This window comes from Natronococcus sp. A-GB1 (assembly GCF_029688845.1).
Lineage (GTDB): Archaea > Halobacteriota > Halobacteria > Halobacteriales > Natrialbaceae > Natronococcus.
On the sequence record NZ_JARUKW010000009.1, the window covers coordinates 177,354 to 191,617 of the forward strand.

Sequence of the window (14,264 nt, forward strand, 5' to 3'; positions counted from 1 at the left end):
TTCTCGCTGTCCGTTACGGCTCGTAGACGAACGTCCGATCGCTCCAGGCCGTCGCCGACAGCGCCCCCTGTCGCCACGCGCCGCCGACGACGTAGAGGGCGCCGTCGTGGGAGACGGCGGTCGGCCCGTGCAGCGAGAGCGGGAGCTCGGGTGCGGTCGTCCACTCCTCACCGTCGAAGACCTCGTGTGTGTCGGTCGTCCAGCCCGTGAGGACCGCCGGGTCCTCGCCCCCGCCGAGGTGGAACCGGCCGCCGACGACGGCACCGGCGGTACCGCTTCGTGGGATCGGGGCTGCGTCGATCACCTCCCACGCGTCGGCGTCGGGATCGTAGGCGTCGACGGTCGGCTCGTTGTCGCCGTCCCAGCGCCCGCTGACCGTAAGAACCCGGTCGTCGAGGACCCCCGCCGCGAGGTGGTCCCGGGGCGTCGGGATCGGCTCGCCGCGGTCCCACGTCTCGCCGTCGAAGATCAGGACGTCGTGGCTGTCGGTCGTGAGCCCGCCGACGAGGTACAACCGGTCGTCGGACGCGACGAGTTCGTGACCCCAGCGGCCCTCCGGCAGGGGGTCGCGTTCGGTCCACTCGTCGGCGTCGGGATCGTACTCGAAGACGTGGTCCTCGGGGGGATCGTCGAACTCGCGGTTACCGCCGACGACGTAGAGGACGTCCTCGAGCGTCGCCGCCGCGTGGTGGTTCAACGGCTCGGGCATCGACGCCGCGTTCTCCCACTCGTCGGCGACGGGGTCGTAGACGTCCATCCGGTCCGTCGTATCGCCCAACCCCGTCAGTCCGCCCGGGACGTGGATTCGGTCCTCGAGGACCGCGCCCTTCATCTCGCCGCGCTCGGTGGGCATGGTCGCGCGCTCGCTCCAGCCCTCGCTGTCGTCGACCGGCGCGGGCCGGAACGTCCACGCGGTCGCGCCGCCGACCGCGAGCAGGCCGCCGCCGGCGATCGCGCGCCGTCGCGTCAACAGGCTGCGGTCATCGTCCTCGCTCACGAGTAAACGGTCGACGAACGGAGTGAAAGTCGTTGTCACTATCGAGCTACCGGGCGGTGAGCGCGACGGGTTGCGCCTCGGCTCACGGAACAGGTGAAATGAAGTATGAGTGTGGAGGGCCGCGGTTGCCCGGCGTTCCGGCCGGGGGAATCCCGGTTGCCTTCTCCACCCCGCGACCCGTCGAGCGACAGGTGTCCGGCGGTCCACTGCTCGCTTCCGCGCCTGATGGGCTGTCGCCGACTAACCACGATGGGGCGTCCCTGCGGACGGCCACCGTGGACCGCTGTCCCCGACGGACGAGGCTTCTCTGTTGGCTCCCGGGGCCCCGGCCGGTCTGACCGGACGCCCGCGGCGTTCGGTCCCCGCTGATGACCATAGCGCGGGTGACGAGCAGGGCCAAACTGCCCGACCTATCCATCCCTATGTAGGTGGCTGGAACTTAAGGACCTTTCGTCTCGAGTACCATCCGAACCGCCCGACTGGACGGCGATCAGGAGCGCCCGTTCAGGGGGCCGAGACCGCGGCCGAGGTGCAGATCAGTCGCTCTCGGGGCCTCGAACTCGGCCTGGGAGCCCCCACTCCTGGAGGATCGCGAGGACCGCCCAGCCGAGAACCGCGACCTCGAGGGCCAGTACGACCGGGTGGAGCGTGTGCGTAACGTCGGTTACGGGGAGGACGATCGTCACCGTCTCGAACGCCTCCCGCTCGTCCGAGGGCGGTCCGAGAAAGAACACGTAGTACGGCGTCGTGGAGAGCCCCTGGGTCGTCGCCACGTTCAGGAAGTCGGTCCCGATATGGAGTAGCCACCCCAGCGACAGCGCCGCGCCTCGTCGGCCGAACAGCCGCGTGAGCACGAGACTCGCGGGAACGGCGACCGCGATCGAGTGTGCGACGGTGTGGGTAAACGGCGTCAGGCCGAGCCAGTACAGCGGCCGATCGACGAGGTCGGGCAGCGCCGAGCCGACGACGAGGTACGCTACCGGAAACCGGCTGTAGACGCCGAGCAGATACCCCATCGCCAGGTGAGTCGGAAAGGTGAGGTGGAGCATCGGGATGACGGCTACGGAACGGCAGGCGCTCGCGGAACTTCAACCGTCGGTGTGTGAACGAGTTACGAGAAATCGAATCGGTCAGGTCGCGTCGACAGACCGCGTGGTCGTATCGATCAGGCCACGTCGTTCGCGTCGAACTCGTCGAACCCACCCGTCTCGAGCCCGGACTCGAGGTCGGCGACCGCGTCGGGCGAGATCTCCTCGAGCGCGCGCTCGAAGTGGTCGGCGGTGAGTTCGATCGCCTCGGCGTCGGAGTCCTTGCCGGCGGCCTCGCGTTCGACGTGTTCGCGGACGGCGATCGTCGCGGCCTCCCGGCAGACGGCCTCCACGTCGGCGCCGGTGTAGCCCTCGGTCTCTTCGGCCAGCGTGTCGAGGTCGACGTCCGCCGCCAGCGGCCGGTTCTGGGTGTGGATCCGGAAGATCTCCCGGCGAGCGTCCCGGTCGGGTTCGGCGACTTCGACGTGACGGTCGAGCCGGCCGGGTCGCAGCAGGGCATCGTCGATCAGCTCGGGTCGGTTCGAGGCCGCGACGACGACGACGTCCTCGAGCTCCTCGAGCCCGTCGAGTTCGGTCAGCAGCTGTGAGACGACCCGCTCGCCGACGTTGGAGTCGCCGCTTCCGCTGCCGCGTTTGGATGCGATGGCGTCGATCTCGTCGAAGAAGATGATCGTCGGGGCGTTCGCGCGGGCCTTCTCGAAGACCTCGCGGACCCCCTTCTCCGACTCGCCGACGTACTTGTCGAACAGCTCCGGACCCTTGACCGAGATGAAGTTCGACTGCGACTCGCTTGCGACCGCCTTGGCGAGCAGCGTCTTCCCGGTGCCCGGCGGGCCGTGCAGCAGGACGCCCTTCGCGGGACTGAGATCGACCTGCTCGTAGGCGTCGGCGTGTTCCATCGGCCACTGGATCGCCTCGCGGAGCCGTCCCTTCGCCTCTTCGAGGCCGCCGACGTCCTCCCAGGTGACGTCCGGGACCTCGACGAACACCTCCCGCATCGCCGAGGGTTCGACGCCCCGGAGCGCGCTCCGGAAGTCTTCGCCGGTGACCTCGATCTTCTCGAGGACCTCGGCGTCGATCTCGTCGGCCTCGAGGTCGAGCTCGGGCCGGAGCCGGCGCATGGCGGTCATCGCCGCCTCCTTGGCGAGATTCTCGAGGTCGGCGCCGACGAACCCGTGCGTGTTCTCGGCGAAGCGCGCTAGGTCGACGTCCTCGCTGAGGGGCATGCCGCGGGTGTGGATCTGGAGGATCTCCTCGCGCCCGCCCGTATCGGGGGCGCCGATCTCGATCTCGCGGTCGAATCGGCCGCCCCGACGAAGCGCGGGGTCGATCGCGTCCACGCGGTTTGTGGTTCCGATGACGGTGATCTCGCCGCGGTCCTCGAGCCCGTCCATTAGGCTGAGCAGCTGGGCGACGACGCGTCGCTCGACGTCACCCTGGACGTCCTCGCGCTTTGGCGCGATCGAGTCCAGTTCGTCGATGAAGACGATCGCGGGCTCGTTCTCGGCGGCCTCCTCGAACACCTCCCGGAGCTGTTCCTCGCTCTCGCCGTAGTACTTCGACATGATCTCCGGGCCGGAGATCGAGTGGAAGTGGGCGTCGACCTCGTTGGCGACCGCCCGTGCGATGAGTGTCTTCCCGGTGCCGGGCGGGCCGTGTAACAGGACGCCCTTGGGCGGGTCGATACCCAGCGTCCGGAACAGCTCGGGGTGGCGCATCGGCAGCTCGATCATCTCGCGGACCTGCTCGAGTTCGTCGTCTAAGCCGCCGACGTCCTCGTAGGTAACCGTCGGCGTCTCGCCGTCCTCGCCGTCGGCGCCCTCGATCGGGCCTTGGGCTTCGATCTCGAGCTGGTCGGGGGTCCGATCGACGAGTTCGATGTCGGTTCGGTTGCCGACGACGACCGTTCCCGCGGGCTCGGTGTCGACGACCGTGATCGGGAGCTGGCGGCCCGATCGGCTCGTCAGCAGGCCGAAGCCGAGCGACACCGTGAGGGTGTCGCCGGGGCTAACGGCCCGATCCGAGAGCTTCCCTCGCAGGTAGGAGCCGATGTCTCCCTGGATGCGAACGTTCTCGGGGAGGGCGACTCGAACGTGCTCGGCGGGCTCGACGTCGGCTGCCTCGACGGAGACGGCGTCGTCGATCCGGGCGCCCGCGGCCTGTCGAAGCTGGCCGTCGATACGGACGATACCCCTCCCCGTGTCCTGGGAGCGGCCGGGCCAGACCCGCGCGATGACGCGACCCTCGCCGCCCTCGATGGCGACGAACTCGCCGCTCGAGACGCCGAGTTCGTCCATTGCTTTTCTGTCGATCGATGCCAGACCGCTGCCCGCGTCTTTCCGTTTGAGTGGTTTTACTCGAAGTTGCATACGTATCAGTGATAGCTGTCGCTGTCGGCCGACGCGAACGCGATCCGCGCAGGCCGGAGTAGTCGGTTCGCCGGCGTGGAGCCGGGTGGCGGTACGGGTCGTTCGGGATGCCGAATCGGCTGCGAACGATTCGAGGCTGTTCGGGGTTACTCACCCTCGAGGGGAATCTCCTTGCCGCGGGTCGCGGGACCCGCAGCCGGGAGCGTCACCTCGAGGACGCCGTTCGTGTACGCGGCCGTGATCTCGTCGTCGGCGATGCTCTTGGGGAAGCGGAACCGACGATGGTAGGTCTTCTTCCGTCCACGACCGTCGTCGACGTGTTCGGCGGCGACGTTCAGAACGCCGTCGTCCCACGTCAGATCGATCTCGTCGGTTTCGAACCCCGGCATGTCGATCGTGAGGACGAACTCGTCCTCCTCTTCGTACAGTTCGTAGTCGTTGCTTCCCTGCTGTCCGAACAGCCGAGACGGCATCTCAAGGTTCTGGGTCCAGGTGCTTGTGGTCGGTCGGAGCACCATGGGTGGTCACCTCGTGTGCATTAGTTGCTTGTTCGCGGTTCGTAATAAGCCTTTCGGACAATGTCGGACGAGCTAGTGAAAAGGACCAATTGGGAGCGTCCCCAAGGGCCGACTATGGGACTTGGAAGCACTGCAAAGAAGCTCCAGGGGTTGTCCGAACGCGCAGAAGCAATGTACAAGCAGGTACAGGAGCTCCAGCAGCGAATCACGAACCTGGAGGAAGAAGTCGATGACACCCACGACACCGTCAACCGAATGGACCACCAGCTGACCGAGCAGCGCGAACTGCTGCTCGCGATGGCCGAGGAGCAGGGGATCGACGGCGAGGAGATCCTCGCGGACGCCGCGATCGATCAGGCCGAACTCGAAGCCGAGGACGGCACGACGGAGGAAGCCGACGGAAAGCGTCAGCGAGAGGAGACGACCGCAGAGTAGCGCCGAATCGTCTTCTGATGGACGAAATTCCCGATACAGCGACGCGATCCGGTCCTCGGGATAGTAAAACCTAACAACAGGGGTAACATTTGCCAGCACGATGACGACCCACGAGCGACCGGTGGACTCGGTGCTCGAGACGATCGGTCGGACGCCGCTCGTCCGGCTTCAGGAGTCGCCGGACGACGTGCAGATCTACGCCAAACTCGAATCGTTCAACCCCGGCGCGAGCGTCAAGGACCGCATCGGCCGCTACATGCTCGAGCGAATGCTCGAGCGCGGCGACCTGCCGGCCGGCGGGACGGTGATCGAACCCACCGCCGGCAACACGGGGATCGGCCTGGCGATCGCGGCCCGACAGCTCGGCCTCGAGGCGATGTTCGTCGTGCCCGAGCGCTTCAGCGTCGAGAAACAGCAGCTGATGGCCGCTCTCGGCGCGGAGGTGATCAACACGCCGACCGACGACGGGATGGGCGGGGCGATCGACCGCGCCCACGAGCTCGCCGCCGAACTCGACGACGCCGTCGTCCCCCAGCAGTTCTCGAACCCGCTGAACACCGAGGCTCACTACGAGACGACCGCCCCCGAGATCTACGAGGCCCTCGACGACGAGGTCGGTGCCGTCGTCGCGGGCTGTGGCACGGCCGGGACGCTGATGGGACTGGCCCGCTACGGCCTCGAGCGCGACGCGTCGACCCACGTCGCCGCCGTCGAACCCGAGGGGTCGGTGTACGGCGACCTGCTCGAGGAGGAACGCGAGGAAGGCGAGTACAAGATCGAGGGGATCGGCACCCACGACCCCTCGACCAACGAGCTGTTCGATCCGGAGCTGGTCGATATGGTTCACGCCGTCTCCGATCGGGATGCCCACGAGGAACTGGCCCGTCTCGCCCGTGAGGAGGGCCACCTGGTGGCCTCGAGCGCCGGGGCAGCCAGCATCGCGGCGAAACGGGTCGCCCGGGCGATCGCCGACGGCGACCTCGAGACCCCCCACGACACCGTCGTCACGGTGTTTCCCGACTCGAGCGAGCGCTACCTCTCGAAGGGGATCTACCGCTCGTTCGAGGAGTGGACATCCTGATCGGATCGGCCGTCCATCCGCCGCGTAGCCGGCTTACTGATAGAGCTTTTTTGCGTCGACGACGTCCAGGGTCTCGTCCTGTTCGGCCTCCCACACCCGAACGACGAGGTGCGCCTTGCAGTGGTATTCCACCATCTCCATCCCCGTCCGCTCGTTTCTGAGTACGAGCTGGCAGGTCCCCTCGTTCGAACAGTCCCCTGACCGGTCACACATTACCTTCCCGTATTCCTCTGGCCGGTAAGTCTTTGTCGGTGGTTGGGGCTTTCTACAGGCAGCAATACCGTCGCCCGCCGACCGACACAATCGGTTGCGGTCAGGCGAGATGCCGCTGGTGTTGTACCTTCAGACACTGATCTTGGACGACGGCTCGCCCGCTCTCCTCGACGCGTTCGGCCGCCTCATCGTCGCGGATCCCCAGCTGGGTCCAGACCGTCTCGATGTCGTCGCGCTCGAGGACCTCGTCGACGATGCCGGCGACCTCCTCGCTGGGCCGGAAGACACAGACGACGTCGATTTCCCGGTCGACGTCCGACAGCGCGTCGGCCGCCGGTCGATCGAAGATCTCCTCGGCGTTCGGGTTGACCGGGAGCACGTCGTACCCCTGCTCGAGGAGGTATCGAGGAACGTCGTGGGCGGCCTTGCCGGGCGTGGTTGAACAGCCGACGACAGCGATCGTCTTGCTCTCGAGCGCATCGCGGATTCGAGCGGATTCGGAGACTGGCATACCCGATGTAGCGTCGCCGGCCCTAAACGTTGCGTGGCGCGTTCAGGTTTCGAGTCCGGTCGTGCTGATCTTCGGCTCGCCGTCGTCCCCCTCCCGGACCCTGATGAGGCCGTCGAACAGCTGTTTGAGCGTGTTCATCGTCTGTTCGTCGTGGGCCGTCGAGTCGATAACGGTGATGCCCAGAGCGCCGGCACTCTGGATGCGGCCGGTGAAGACGTGGAGGAACCGGAACACGGTCTGGAGATCCGCGTACATCAGCAGCGTCGAAACCGAGGAGATGAGCACGCGGTTCCGCTCGAGCCCGCGCTCGTCGTAGAACTCCTGGAGGAACTCGGAGAGCTTGATCCCGATCCCGGTCATGTCCACCGGCGAGGAGGCGTACTTGATCCGTGGGTCGTCCTCGACGGTCCCGACGCCCCGCTGTTCGGTCACGCAGTCGACGACGCCGACGTCGGCCTCGTCCGGAAAGTTCGGGAGGATCGCCTCGGCGCCGTCCTTCGTGGTCACCGCAATCGACCCCTCGCCACGGGCTGCGCCGTTCTCGAGCAGCCCGAGCGCGAGCCCGCGCTTTCCGGTCAGCGGCGGTCCCGACACGAGCACGTTCGTTCCGGGGACGACTTCGAGATCCGGACCGACGGCAGCGAGATTGTACATACCTGACGTTTCCTCGTCGAAACGCTCCGTCCCGACGGCACTCCGGGACTGAAGCAGTTGATAAGATGGTATACTAAGGCGCGTATAGGTCTTTTGATTGATGTGTTCGGTTCGGTCGACTCAGGCGATCGTGCCGCCCTCGAGTGCGCGACCGACGATGAAGGCGACGGCCGCGAGGAACATCCCGTACTTGAGACGGGACTGGCCGGCCGTCGGATCGTCGAAGCTCTCGTAGGCCGCGTACAGCATGATCGCGTTCGCCGGCAGGACGACCGCCAGGTAGGCGACTCCGAACTCGCCGAGGGCGTACGGCAGCGGGCTCGCGAGCACGGCCGCGACCAGCAGCGCCGTCGCGACCGTCAGCGCGGGCCGTTCGCCGATCGCGATCGGCAGCGTGTTCAGCCCCTCCTCACGGTCGCCCTCGAGGTCCTCGACGTCTTTGATGATCTCACGGGTCAGCGTGGCGACGCCCGCGAGAACGAACAACACGGCCGCGGGACCGACCTCGCCGACTGCTGCGGCCCCGAACAGGAACGTACTCCCGACGAGGTAGGCCACCAGGGCGTTGCCCAGCCCGGGCAATCCTTTGAACAGCTCCGTGTACGCGACCAGCGCGAGGAGGTTGATTACGGCGATCGCGATCGCCAACCACGGGAGCACCAGCGCCAGCCCGATCGCACCCGCGAACAGCACGACGCTGAACGCGAGCGCTCCGCGAGGACTCACCGCGCCCCGCGGGATCGCCCGCTCGGGCTGGTTGATTCGGTCGATCTCCCGGTCGAAGTAGTCGTTGATCGCGTTCCCCGCACCGACCGCCAGCCCCGTCGCCGCGACGGCGGCCGTCACCTCGAGCGGGTGGCTCGTCACCCCGCCGGCGACGAACGCGCCGATGAACGTCAGCACGCTGGCGGCGATCACGTTTATCGGCCGTGTCAGCTCGAGCAACCCACGAACCGTCTCCCCCGCAGTCATGCCCGAGTCTGCTCAGGCGGCGAGGATAAACGGTCCGATCTTTACCGCCACTCCTCGAGATCACAGAGATCTGCGTCGGCGACCGAGAGCCAGGCTCCGGCCCGTTCGGCCTCGTCGGTGCCGAGCGGGACCGCCATCCAGACGTCCGCCTCGCCGTCGCCGCACAGCTCGAGGGGACGCCCCTCGGACGATTCCTCGTCGGCACTGGATTCGGGCCGCTCGCGTACCGTCATATGCGAGGGTTAGGTCTCGAGGCATAAAGAGGGCTCGAGGCGATTGCCACGCAGTGAGAACGACCGTGGGTGTGGCGGGTCGTCTCGAGGTTGGGTGAAATCGAGTGACTTATACGGAGCCGACGGAAACCAAGAGGTGAGGGCGCTTAGCTCAGTCTGGACAGAGTACTTGGCTTCGGACCAAGCTGTCGCGGGTTCAAATCCTGCAGCGCCCATCACATTCTGTTACGGTCCACATCCGACAGACAGCGTCGGGTTCCTTTTAATGACCGCGGCCATGGTCCCCGTTGATTTCGTCACGGACTGTTATGCGGGTCTATCCCGTCCTGTGATTCCGTACATCTAACCTCCACCTCATCCCACATAGAAGCCCGTACTCGTCCACTCTCTGCTACCAGTCGAACTGAAAGAAAGGCATCCGCTTTTACGTGTTTTAAACAGAACCTGCCGGTCCGGTGCTAAATGTAGCCGGTGTCGTCGCCGTGCGTTTCCCGGAGGTTCTCCAGCAGATCCCGGTGAAGCTTCCGGCGGTCCGCTTCTGATCGTTCATCGTAGTGCTTCTCGATGATCTCCTCTGAGACATCGCACCGGTCGCTGACGACGGATTTCGGTAGTCCCAGTCGCCGGAGGTGGGTGATATGGCCGTGGCGTGCCGCATAGCTGGACTGGCTTGATGGGCATTTACTGGCGTCGTGTTTCGACTGGGCGGCCGGACACGACTCGATCTGCTTGTCGTGCGGACACTCCCCGGTCACAGTACAGGGCCGGCTCCACGCATAGAACGACAGCCGCATGGCCGTTTTCGACAACCGGCCGTGTCTTGAGGCCAACAACGGCTTCCGATCATACTCATCCGTTACCGGTTCCCGTGCGTGTTCGATGTAGTCATCGAGGACGGTGGCCACCTCATCGGTGATCGGGATATCGCGTTCGCTATTTCGCCCATTTTTCAGTCGGGTCCCTTGCTCCGGGCGATGCCGGAACGCCAGATACGGTGCCTCATCGCAGTGAACATCCGTCACATCCAGAGAATGGATCGCCCCGGGTCGCCGGCCAGTCCGACAGTGCAGCAGCCAGATCACATGATCGCGGCTTGCATACCGGTACGTCTCCAGATACGTGATGATCGTAGCCACCCGTTCCGGGGCCAGTTCCGTACTCCGGACTCCATCAGTCTCTCCTAACCGGGGGATGACAACCGTGTCTGCCAGTCCAGGCCGGACCGCCTCGATCCGTTCTAGGTACCGGAGGAACGCACGGAACAGGTACATCTCGTCTCGCATTGTTTTCGGGCTCAACGATGCAATTGTGTCCGTTGCCTCGTCCCGCCGCCATACCCGGTATGTGTCAACGAGCCGGCCATCCAACTCGTTCAAATCCGCAATCTCCCGTCGGTCACAGAACTCACGGAAATACGCCAGCTTCCGGCGATACTCATTGATCGTCTTCGGGGTCACCGTGGACCCACGAGAATCCAGGTACCGGTCGATCCCTGCTGCCGGAGTAAGCGACTGCAACGTGGTAGACTGGCCGCTTAGCACCTGTTCCAGCTCCGTCAGCCGCCGATCACCACCGGTCATACGGTTACACCATCACCCTTTGTTCTGTGTCCCCCTGCTGATACCGCATCTACCAGCAAAATCCCGGTCGAACCGGTTGAACGGGCTGCTGCTTCCGCTGTCCTCTCCCCGATTCTCGATGCCGCTTCAAATCACGCAGGACACTGCCGATTCCGTACCCGTGGGACGTGACTGTCATAGCTCTGCGGCCTTTGCAGAGCCCTTGGACCGTTAGAACCGGTCAAGACGGCGGCCATCGTCGGAACCAGTTGTCCTCGATACCTCCGAGGACTGATTCACCCATGTCAGAAGGATACGGCGTTGGCGACCCGGACGAACTGGACTACAACTACGTCACCCACAAGTACGTCAACCCCTACTACGAGGAGGAAGAGTACGACTGCGACCTCCTGGACATCTAACCCCTACACAGGAGAGCTCCATCGTTACACCCTGTTCATATTTTACGCCGATGATCAGACACGTTTCACCGACACTGGAAGCGCGCCAGCCGTTCCGTCCTGGCTGCCCGTTTTGTACGCCGCGGCGGCGATGCTGGAGGCACCACAGTCCCGGTACTCAGCAACGGAGGCACCAATGACGCTGGGGCCCGTCGTGTACCCGCTTCATGCGTTCGCTGTCGTCCTGATCGTCGGGACGGTGATCGTCCTGTTGGCTCCGCGCTGGATCGCTGCCAGCATCTACGGTGCCGGCGCCTGCTGGCTGATCCTATCCCAGATCACCGTGTTCCTGTTCGGAACCCCCGGAGACCAACTGACCCTCGGGATCCAACTGGTCCTCTGGTTACTCCCCGGGACGATCCTGTTGGCCCGGACCGTCTTCGAACCGGCCGATGCCGATCACACGACCTCCGGGATGGATCCGCGCTGGGCGTTGACCGCTGTTGCGTTCCTCGGGGAACTGCTTGATGATCCTGCACCGCCTCAGCGCCCGGGGCATCGACCGGACCCGAAATCGGAGACCGATCACGAACAGCCCCCGCCACCCGCTACAGAGGATGCCCCTGACCAGTCCGATGAGGAATATACTGGGCCGCTCGATGTGATGGCAAACGATGCCCGCTGGCTGGTCAGGGTACTTACGCGGCGGTCCACCCGTGATACCGACGAGGATGAGCGGCCATGAACCCGGTAGACCCGCGGCTCCGTGATTGCGGGCATATCGGGCAGATGACGGGGATCTGCCAGTACAACGGCTGTGCCAAACAGCTGTGTCCGTCCTGTCTATACCAGTGTGATACGTGCGGTCAGACCCTGTGTCCAGCCCATAAGTATTGGCGGGACGGCGGCCGCCGTCTGTTCTGTCCGACCCACAACCGTGCGTACCTCATCAGAACCGTTGTCCGCTGGCTGCTGCCCGGTATCACCTGACCCTTCAAAACAAATCCATTGTGCCAATGACCGATAATCCACCGTTCGACCGTACCGAGACCTTTGATCAGACCGACCAGTCCCGGGTCGGGGACCGCGGTGATCCGGTGCTGACGAAAGCCCGGACTGCTACCGACCTTGAAACACTGACCGAGACGTCCGAACAGATCGCTGTCCCGCTGTGTACCTGCGGTATCCCGTACACGGCCACCCCGGAGGTGCATCGGTGCGTCCAGTGCGACAGCCTGGCGTGTCCCCGGTGTGTACTCCGGTTACATCGCCGCCAGTTTTGCCCGCAATGCGCTGAACACGTGTACGCCTTGGACAAACGGGTGTTCCTGTCGTTGCTGTTCCTCAACAAGGACGTACTCACCTTAGACGATCTCTTGCATATCGAGACCCTCGGCGATGCTCCTGTCGAGATCACGATGGACCACGCCGCGACGGTCCTGACCGACAACGGTTACGTCGATACGGACACCGGGGCGCTCACCCCGGACGGTCAGGAAGCTCTGCATGTCGGCCAACACCTCTACGGCGAGGATGGGGACGTCCAATCCGTCATCGACCAGCTCCGCGTCCAAGAAGTCGTTGACCACGGTGAGACCCCGCAGTCACTGTACGACCGAATCAGTCCCGACCAGTGATCCCATGTACAGCACACAGACCCCGTGGAAAGACCACACATCGGTAAAACACTCGGTACCCCCGCCCGCCCGGTATGGTTGACTCAACAGCGATCCCCACCGGATTACAGGACCGGGACCAGTGGGTCTGCTGGCGGACCGTACACCGCAACGGCCAGCCTACGAAAGCCCCGATCGATCCCGGGACCGGTGACTACGCTGCTGTTACCGACGAACAGACCTGGACCGCGTATACTGCTGCTTTGGACTACTACCACCACGAGGAGGTGGACGGACTCGGGTACGTGTTCACCGCAGATGGTCCCTATGCCGGGGTGGACATCGATGATGTTCGGGACCCGGAGACCGAACTGGTCGAAGAATGGGTCCTTGATGTAATGTTGACTCTGCACTCGTACACCGAGTATAGTCCCAGCGGCTGCGGCTACCACATTCTCGTCGAAGGCATCGTTCCACCGGACGGGAACCGATCCGGCCAACTCGAACTGTATGACCACGGCCGATATTTCACTGTCACCGGCGACCGCGTTCCTGGTTCCCCCGAAACGATCCAGGACCGGGACCACGCACTGACCAAAGTCCATACCGAGTACATCGCAGCAGAGACGGCCGACACTACCCCGGCACCGGACCCGTCCACAGTCACCGTTCCCGATGATGACCTGATCGAAAAAGCAATGAACGCCGCGAACGGCGACAAATTCCGCGCTCTCTGGATCGGGGATACCTCCGGGTACCGCAGCCACAGCGAAGCCGACCTCGCGTTGTGTAACTACCTGGCGTTTTGGACCGGTGGCAACCCTGACCGTATCGAAGATCTGTTCAACCAAAGCGGGCTCGTCCGCGACAAATGGCGGGACCGCGAGGACTACCGGGACCGCACCATCCAGACCGCCATCCAGGACTGTTCGTCCTACTACGACGCCTAGCCAACTTGCTACGGATTTTCGCTATCGTTCCCCTTTGAGCAAATCGTTCTTCCCTCCAGACGAGGACTTTAACGGATTAGTCTCCTGCTCGCCTGAGCTGTTATCATTTATTGTTTTAGGCTCGGATGACGATAGAACCTCAATTGTTCGATATCCCTTTTCATCTTCCCCGGTCTCAAACATCACCGTCGCCCCTTCCTTCGGGAACCCATCATGGAAATCTGAAATATGGAAAAAGATCTCTGCTTCCTCTCCGTCATCACCTAACTCGGAAGAGCTGATATACCCATGTTTCTTGTCTTTCTTGTAACAAGTTACTGTCCCCTGTTTCACCATGCGATATCTCTGTTTTCTGCTATTATAATACCTGTCTCAATTCTCTTGGTATTTGGCCGGACTGAAGCTTTGGTTCACATGCTCTGCGGTAACGGTGTCTGCCTCGGTGCGTTCACTGATCCGGCCGGCTCGGTGCAGGAGTTCGATTGCGTGCCGGCAGTCCCCACCTGTTCCGGCGACACGGTCGGCGATCCGGGCTAACGCCTCGTCGGTCACGGTATCTGGTTGGAAGGCGGCGTCTGCGCGTTGCCGGAGAATCGCGTGGAGATCGTCCGCTTTGTACGGACCGAAATAGATGGGCCGGTAGTTGAGCCGGCTTTGGCTGCGTGGATCTAACTGGATTGCGGTCGGTGGCTGGTTCGAGATGAGA

16 protein-coding genes, 1 tRNA gene, 1 other RNA gene and 1 pseudogene are annotated in these 14,264 nt (G+C 64.1%); 6 read left to right on the top strand and 13 right to left on the bottom strand.

The genetic code is table 11. From position 1 onward, the window contains the following. Positions 1-13 precede the first annotated feature (13 nt). The 5 genes from QA600_RS12405 to QA600_RS12425 form a co-directional block, all read right to left on the bottom strand. Positions 14-997, bottom strand: a complete 984-nt coding sequence (locus QA600_RS12405; protein ID WP_278292258.1) for a kelch repeat-containing protein — start codon at positions 995-997, stop codon at positions 14-16. A gap of 108 nt (positions 998-1,105) precedes the next feature. Further along, an RNA gene (ffs, locus tag QA600_RS12410) (signal recognition particle sRNA) lies at positions 1,106-1,418 on the bottom strand. Between the two features lie 115 nt (positions 1,419-1,533). Continuing rightward, positions 1,534-2,046, bottom strand: coding sequence for a hydrolase (locus QA600_RS12415; RefSeq protein ID WP_278292259.1), 513 nt, complete (start codon positions 2,044-2,046; stop codon positions 1,534-1,536). 116 nt (positions 2,047-2,162) lie between these two features. Further along, positions 2,163-4,415 carry a CDC48 family AAA ATPase gene (locus QA600_RS12420; RefSeq protein ID WP_278292260.1) on the bottom strand — a complete coding sequence of 751 codons (2,253 nt, stop codon included), beginning with the start codon at positions 4,413-4,415 and terminating at the stop codon, positions 2,163-2,165. A gap of 146 nt (positions 4,416-4,561) precedes the next feature. After that, positions 4,562-4,933 (bottom strand): Hsp20/alpha crystallin family protein, encoded by a 372-nt coding sequence (locus QA600_RS12425; protein WP_278292261.1) that lies wholly within the window; start codon positions 4,931-4,933, stop codon positions 4,562-4,564. Positions 4,934-5,047: 114 nt separating this feature from the next. Here QA600_RS12425 and QA600_RS12430 point away from each other — a divergent pair, with 114 nt between their 5' ends. Both QA600_RS12430 and QA600_RS12435 read left to right on the top strand, forming a co-directional pair. Continuing rightward, positions 5,048-5,368 carry a DUF5798 family protein gene (locus tag QA600_RS12430; RefSeq protein ID WP_278292262.1) on the top strand — a complete coding sequence of 107 codons (321 nt, stop codon included), beginning with the start codon at positions 5,048-5,050 and terminating at the stop codon, positions 5,366-5,368. Positions 5,369-5,468: 100 nt separating this feature from the next. Continuing rightward, the gene (locus QA600_RS12435) at positions 5,469-6,449 is read left to right on the top strand and encodes a PLP-dependent cysteine synthase family protein (RefSeq protein WP_278292263.1); all 981 of its coding nucleotides are present in this window, start codon (positions 5,469-5,471) and stop codon (positions 6,447-6,449) included. Between the two features lie 33 nt (positions 6,450-6,482). On the opposite strand, the gene QA600_RS12440 is transcribed toward QA600_RS12435, so the two are convergent. From QA600_RS12440 to QA600_RS12460, 5 genes are all read right to left on the bottom strand, one after another. After that, positions 6,483-6,662 (bottom strand): hypothetical protein, encoded by a 180-nt coding sequence (locus tag QA600_RS12440; protein ID WP_008426423.1) that lies wholly within the window; start codon positions 6,660-6,662, stop codon positions 6,483-6,485. 100 nt (positions 6,663-6,762) lie between these two features. After that, positions 6,763-7,173: a CoA-binding protein gene (locus tag QA600_RS12445; RefSeq protein WP_278292264.1), complete on the bottom strand. Its 411-nt coding sequence runs from the start codon at positions 7,171-7,173 to the stop codon at positions 6,763-6,765. A gap of 42 nt (positions 7,174-7,215) precedes the next feature. After that, positions 7,216-7,827, bottom strand: coding sequence for a recombinase RecA (locus QA600_RS12450; RefSeq protein ID WP_278292265.1), 612 nt, complete (start codon positions 7,825-7,827; stop codon positions 7,216-7,218). A 120-nt stretch (positions 7,828-7,947) separates the two neighbouring features. Next, complete coding sequence (locus tag QA600_RS12455; RefSeq protein WP_278292266.1) at positions 7,948-8,799, bottom strand: geranylgeranylglycerol-phosphate geranylgeranyltransferase; 852 nt, start codon at positions 8,797-8,799, stop codon at positions 7,948-7,950. 41 nt (positions 8,800-8,840) lie between these two features. Beyond that, on the bottom strand, positions 8,841-9,032 hold the full coding sequence (locus tag QA600_RS12460; RefSeq protein ID WP_278292267.1) for a hypothetical protein: 192 nt from the start codon (positions 9,030-9,032) through the stop codon (positions 8,841-8,843). A gap of 140 nt (positions 9,033-9,172) precedes the next feature. On the opposite strand from QA600_RS12460, the gene QA600_RS12465 reads away from it, so the two are divergent. After that, a tRNA-Arg gene (locus QA600_RS12465) sits at positions 9,173-9,247 on the top strand. Positions 9,248-9,490: 243 nt separating this feature from the next. Here QA600_RS12465 and QA600_RS12470 read toward each other — a convergent pair. After that, positions 9,491-10,612 (bottom strand): site-specific integrase, encoded by a 1,122-nt coding sequence (locus QA600_RS12470; protein ID WP_278292268.1) that lies wholly within the window; start codon positions 10,610-10,612, stop codon positions 9,491-9,493. A gap of 576 nt (positions 10,613-11,188) precedes the next feature. Between QA600_RS12470 and QA600_RS12475 the strand changes: the two genes are divergently transcribed. The 3 genes from QA600_RS12475 to QA600_RS12485 all read left to right on the top strand — a co-directional run bounded on the left by QA600_RS12475 (position 11,189) and on the right by QA600_RS12485 (position 13,558). Continuing rightward, positions 11,189-11,737, top strand: a complete 549-nt coding sequence (locus QA600_RS12475; RefSeq protein ID WP_278292269.1) for a hypothetical protein — start codon at positions 11,189-11,191, stop codon at positions 11,735-11,737. 565 nt (positions 11,738-12,302) lie between these two features. After that, positions 12,303-12,629, top strand: a complete 327-nt coding sequence (locus QA600_RS12480) for a hypothetical protein (protein ID WP_278292270.1) — start codon at positions 12,303-12,305, stop codon at positions 12,627-12,629. Between the two features lie 242 nt (positions 12,630-12,871). Next, the gene (locus QA600_RS12485) at positions 12,872-13,558 is read left to right on the top strand and encodes a hypothetical protein (RefSeq protein ID WP_278292271.1); all 687 of its coding nucleotides are present in this window, start codon (positions 12,872-12,874) and stop codon (positions 13,556-13,558) included. Positions 13,559-13,579: 21 nt separating this feature from the next. On the opposite strand, the gene QA600_RS12490 is transcribed toward QA600_RS12485, so the two are convergent. Together QA600_RS12490 and QA600_RS12495 are read right to left on the bottom strand one after the other, a co-directional pair. After that, positions 13,580-13,894, bottom strand: coding sequence for a cold shock domain-containing protein (locus QA600_RS12490; RefSeq protein ID WP_278292272.1), 315 nt, complete (start codon positions 13,892-13,894; stop codon positions 13,580-13,582). Between the two features lie 36 nt (positions 13,895-13,930). Next, positions 13,931-14,264, bottom strand: a pseudogene (locus QA600_RS12495) (cell division control protein Cdc6); the annotation flags it as partial.

What these genes read in the sequence shown, in the direction of transcription:
- QA600_RS12435 (WP_278292263.1), top strand. Translation starts at nt 5,469, where the DNA reads ATGACGACCCACGAGCGACCGGTGGACTCGGTGCTCGAGACGATCGGT.
- QA600_RS12470 (WP_278292268.1), bottom strand. Translation starts at nt 10,612, where the DNA reads ATGACCGGTGGTGATCGGCGGCTGACGGAGCTGGAACAGGTGCTAAGC.
- QA600_RS12475 (WP_278292269.1), top strand. Translation starts at nt 11,189, where the DNA reads ATGACGCTGGGGCCCGTCGTGTACCCGCTTCATGCGTTCGCTGTCGTC.
- QA600_RS12450 (WP_278292265.1), bottom strand. Translation starts at nt 7,827, where the DNA reads ATGTACAATCTCGCTGCCGTCGGTCCGGATCTCGAAGTCGTCCCCGGA.
- QA600_RS12420 (WP_278292260.1), bottom strand. Translation starts at nt 4,415, where the DNA reads ATGCAACTTCGAGTAAAACCACTCAAACGGAAAGACGCGGGCAGCGGT.
- QA600_RS12490 (WP_278292272.1), bottom strand. Translation starts at nt 13,894, where the DNA reads ATGGTGAAACAGGGGACAGTAACTTGTTACAAGAAAGACAAGAAACAT.
- QA600_RS12430 (WP_278292262.1), top strand. Translation starts at nt 5,048, where the DNA reads ATGGGACTTGGAAGCACTGCAAAGAAGCTCCAGGGGTTGTCCGAACGC.
- QA600_RS12415 (WP_278292259.1), bottom strand. Translation starts at nt 2,046, where the DNA reads ATGCTCCACCTCACCTTTCCGACTCACCTGGCGATGGGGTATCTGCTC.
- QA600_RS12425 (WP_278292261.1), bottom strand. Translation starts at nt 4,933, where the DNA reads ATGGTGCTCCGACCGACCACAAGCACCTGGACCCAGAACCTTGAGATG.
- QA600_RS12440 (WP_008426423.1), bottom strand. Translation starts at nt 6,662, where the DNA reads ATGTGTGACCGGTCAGGGGACTGTTCGAACGAGGGGACCTGCCAGCTC.
- QA600_RS12445 (WP_278292264.1), bottom strand. Translation starts at nt 7,173, where the DNA reads ATGCCAGTCTCCGAATCCGCTCGAATCCGCGATGCGCTCGAGAGCAAG.
- QA600_RS12455 (WP_278292266.1), bottom strand. Translation starts at nt 8,799, where the DNA reads ATGACTGCGGGGGAGACGGTTCGTGGGTTGCTCGAGCTGACACGGCCG.
- QA600_RS12460 (WP_278292267.1), bottom strand. Translation starts at nt 9,032, where the DNA reads ATGACGGTACGCGAGCGGCCCGAATCCAGTGCCGACGAGGAATCGTCC.